Source organism: Pseudolysinimonas sp., from assembly GCF_031389465.1.
In the GTDB taxonomy this organism is placed as follows: Bacteria; Actinomycetota; Actinomycetes; order Actinomycetales; family Microbacteriaceae; genus Pseudolysinimonas_A.
Genome location: NZ_JANMSQ010000177.1, coordinates 1 through 2,564, shown reverse-complemented (window position 1 = coordinate 2,564; position 2,564 = coordinate 1). Strand labels below are relative to the sequence as shown.

Genomic DNA, 2,564 nt, shown 5'->3' with positions numbered 1-2,564 from the left:
GAACGGCGCCCCCGTCAGGGTGCGCAGCTCCTCAACATCCTCTCCCGGCGCGATCTCGCGCAACACCAGGCCGCTGGGTCCGACGTCGAACACCGCCCGGTCGCTCACGATCCGGTCGACGACGGCGACCCCAGTCAGCGGGAGGTCGCACGACTCGACGATCTTCGGGGAGCCGCCCTTCGCGACGTGCTCGGTGACGACGATGACGTAGGGGGTGCCGGCGACGAGATCCATTGCGCCGCCCATGCCCTTCACGAGTTTGCCGGGAATCGTCCAGTTCGCGAGATCGCCGTGTTGCGACACCTGGAGTGCGCCGAGGATCGCCGTCGCGACATGACCGCCGCGGATCATGCCGAACGACATCGCCGAGTCGAACACTGCGGCACCCGGCAGCAGCGTCACCGTCTGCTTGCCGGCGTTGATGAGGTCGGCATCCTCTTCGCCTTCGAACGGGAAGGGGCCCATTCCAAGGATTCCGTTCTCACTCTGCAAGGTGACTTCGACTCCCGGAGGCAAGTTGTTGGCCACCAGGGTCGGGATTCCGATCCCGAGGTTCACGTAGTCGCCGTCTCGCAGATCACGAGCCGCGATCGCTGCCATCTCATCACGCGTCCACATGAGCGGCCTCCTCTTGTCCTGAGCCCCGTCGAAGGGTCTGGCGCACCGTGCGCTGCTCGATTTCCTTGGAATGGTCCTCGCATCGCACAAGGCGCTGCACGAAGATCCCAGGGGTCATGACGTCGTCGGGCTCGATCGCGTCGACGATCTCCTCCGCCTCGGCGACAGTCAGCTTCCCGGCGGTCGCGACGAGCGGGTTGAAGTTGCGTGCCGTGAGCCGGTAGCGCAAATTGCCGTACGGGTCGGCCCACCGCGCGCGCACCAGCGCGACGTCGGCGACGATCCCCCGTTCGAGAATGACCCGACGACCGTCGAACTCGGCCTCTGGCTTGCCATCGGCGATCGGCGTGCCGACGCCGGTCGGCGTGTAGAAGCCCGGGATGCCGGCGCCCCCCGCCCGCAACCGCTCGGCGAGGGTGCCTTGCGGCACGAACTCGACCTCGTGCTCGCCCGACAGGTACTGCTCGGCGAACAGCTTGTTCTCGCCCACGTAGGAGGCGACGACCTTCTTCACCTGGCGGTTCTCGAGCAGAAGGCCGAGGCCTTTGCCGTCGACGCCCATGTTGTTCGACACGATCGTCAGGTCTTTCGCCTCGGTGTCCCGCAACGCACGGATCAGGTTCGTGGGGTTACCGCTCAGACCGAAGCCGCCGACCGCGATCGTCATGCCGTCGGTCACGACGCCGGCGAGCGCTTCCGCCGCGGACGCCCAGATCTTCTGCGCCATGCCACTCCTTGGTGTGCCTGTGATGGCCGGTGTCCACATCGTGGTCAAGGCTCAGCGTAGGTTCCGTTTGCGGTTCTGTCGAAGTTCGGTCGGGATGTGGCCATCCTTGCCCCTTGATGTCCATAATGTGGACATGGCGTCGATTCCCGGAATCCAGGTAATCGGCCGCGCCGCCGCCGTGTTGCGAGCGGTCAGCACGGCGATGCCGCGGGGCTTGAGTACCTCGGCGGTCGCCACGGCCACCGGCCTCGCCCGACCCACCGCGCATCGGCTCCTCGCCTCCCTCGCCGCGGAAGGCTTCCTCGACCACGACGCCCTCTCCAGTCGCTGGGTGCCGGGCCCGGAGCTCTACCTGCTCGGTGCTGTCGCCGCCGAGCGCTACGACATCACCGCGACCGCGCGCCCCGTGGTGCGAGCTCTGGCAGAGGCGACGGGCGAGAGCGCGTTCCTCTCCGCCCGCCGCGGCGACGAGACCGTCTGCCTGTTGCGAGAGGACGGGGCGTTCCCGATCCGCTCCCACGTGCTGCACGAAGGCATCCGGTTTCCGCTCGGGGTCGCGTCGGCGGGGCTCGCGATTCTCGCCTTCCTGCCCGATGTCGGCGTCGAGCGCTACCTCGCCTCAGCCGACCTGTCGGAGTTCGGCACAACGCACGACCCCGCCCGGGTGCGGGAACGCGTCGCAGCTACCCGCACCGCCGGGTACGCGGTCAACCCGGGACTACTCGTGGAAGGGAGCTGGGGCATGGGGGCAGCGGTGTTCGACACCTCCGGTCAGCCGGCGTGGGCGCTCAGCCTCACCGGGATCGAGGCCCGCTTCTCGGCCGACCGTCGGCCGGAACTCGGGCGGCTGCTCCTCGAGCACGCACACCGGCTCACCCAAGCGCTGCGCGGTCGGTGATCGGATCAGTCGCGCGGGGGCGGCTGGGAGCGATCGAGATACGAGCCGCGGGGGAACTGCAGCATCCGCCCGATGAGCGACTCGGTTCGGGGTTGGACCGTGGCTTCGCCGGCCGAGCGCACGAGCGCGCCGGTTCGAGGGTGCCGCAGATCGACGGCTGGCACGTCGAGCGTCGTCGAGTAGCCGCTGTCATGTTCGGCACGCATCCGCCGCACCGCGAACTCACCGAGGACGATCCACGCGACGAAGCCGGCCACGACGAGGCCGCCCGGCACGATCAGGAGAGCCGGATGTGGACGCCAGCCGAACCCGAGGGCACCG

General features: G+C 68.6%; 4 protein-coding genes. 1 reads left to right on the top strand and 3 read right to left on the bottom strand.

Translation table 11 applies throughout. The features are described 5' to 3' along the window. Together RMO30_RS07195 and RMO30_RS07190 are read right to left on the bottom strand one after the other, a co-directional pair. Positions 1 to 618, bottom strand: a 618-nt coding sequence (locus tag RMO30_RS07195; protein ID WP_309711342.1) for a CoA transferase subunit B, incomplete at its 3' end; no start/stop codon positions are given. Next, positions 605 to 1,345: a CoA transferase subunit A gene (locus RMO30_RS07190; protein WP_309711339.1), complete on the bottom strand. Its 741-nt coding sequence runs from the start codon at positions 1,343 to 1,345 to the stop codon at positions 605 to 607. The genes RMO30_RS07190 and RMO30_RS07195, both read right to left, overlap by 14 nt. Before the next feature lie 133 nt (positions 1,346 to 1,478). Between RMO30_RS07190 and RMO30_RS07185 the strand changes: the two genes are divergently transcribed. Then, positions 1,479 to 2,243, top strand: coding sequence for an IclR family transcriptional regulator (locus RMO30_RS07185; RefSeq protein ID WP_309711336.1), 765 nt, complete (start codon positions 1,479 to 1,481; stop codon positions 2,241 to 2,243). Positions 2,244 to 2,248: 5 nt separating this feature from the next. Here the strand turns inward: RMO30_RS07185 and RMO30_RS07180 are convergent. Beyond that, a partial coding sequence (locus RMO30_RS07180) for a hypothetical protein (protein WP_309711333.1) occupies positions 2,249 to 2,564 on the bottom strand: 316 nt, incomplete at its 5' end.

Coding starts and splice junctions, on each gene's coding strand:
- RMO30_RS07190 (WP_309711339.1), bottom strand. CDS start 1,345: ATGGCGCAGAAGATCTGGGCGTCCGCGGCGGAAGCGCTCGCCGGCGTC.
- RMO30_RS07185 (WP_309711336.1), top strand. CDS start 1,479: ATGGCGTCGATTCCCGGAATCCAGGTAATCGGCCGCGCCGCCGCCGTG.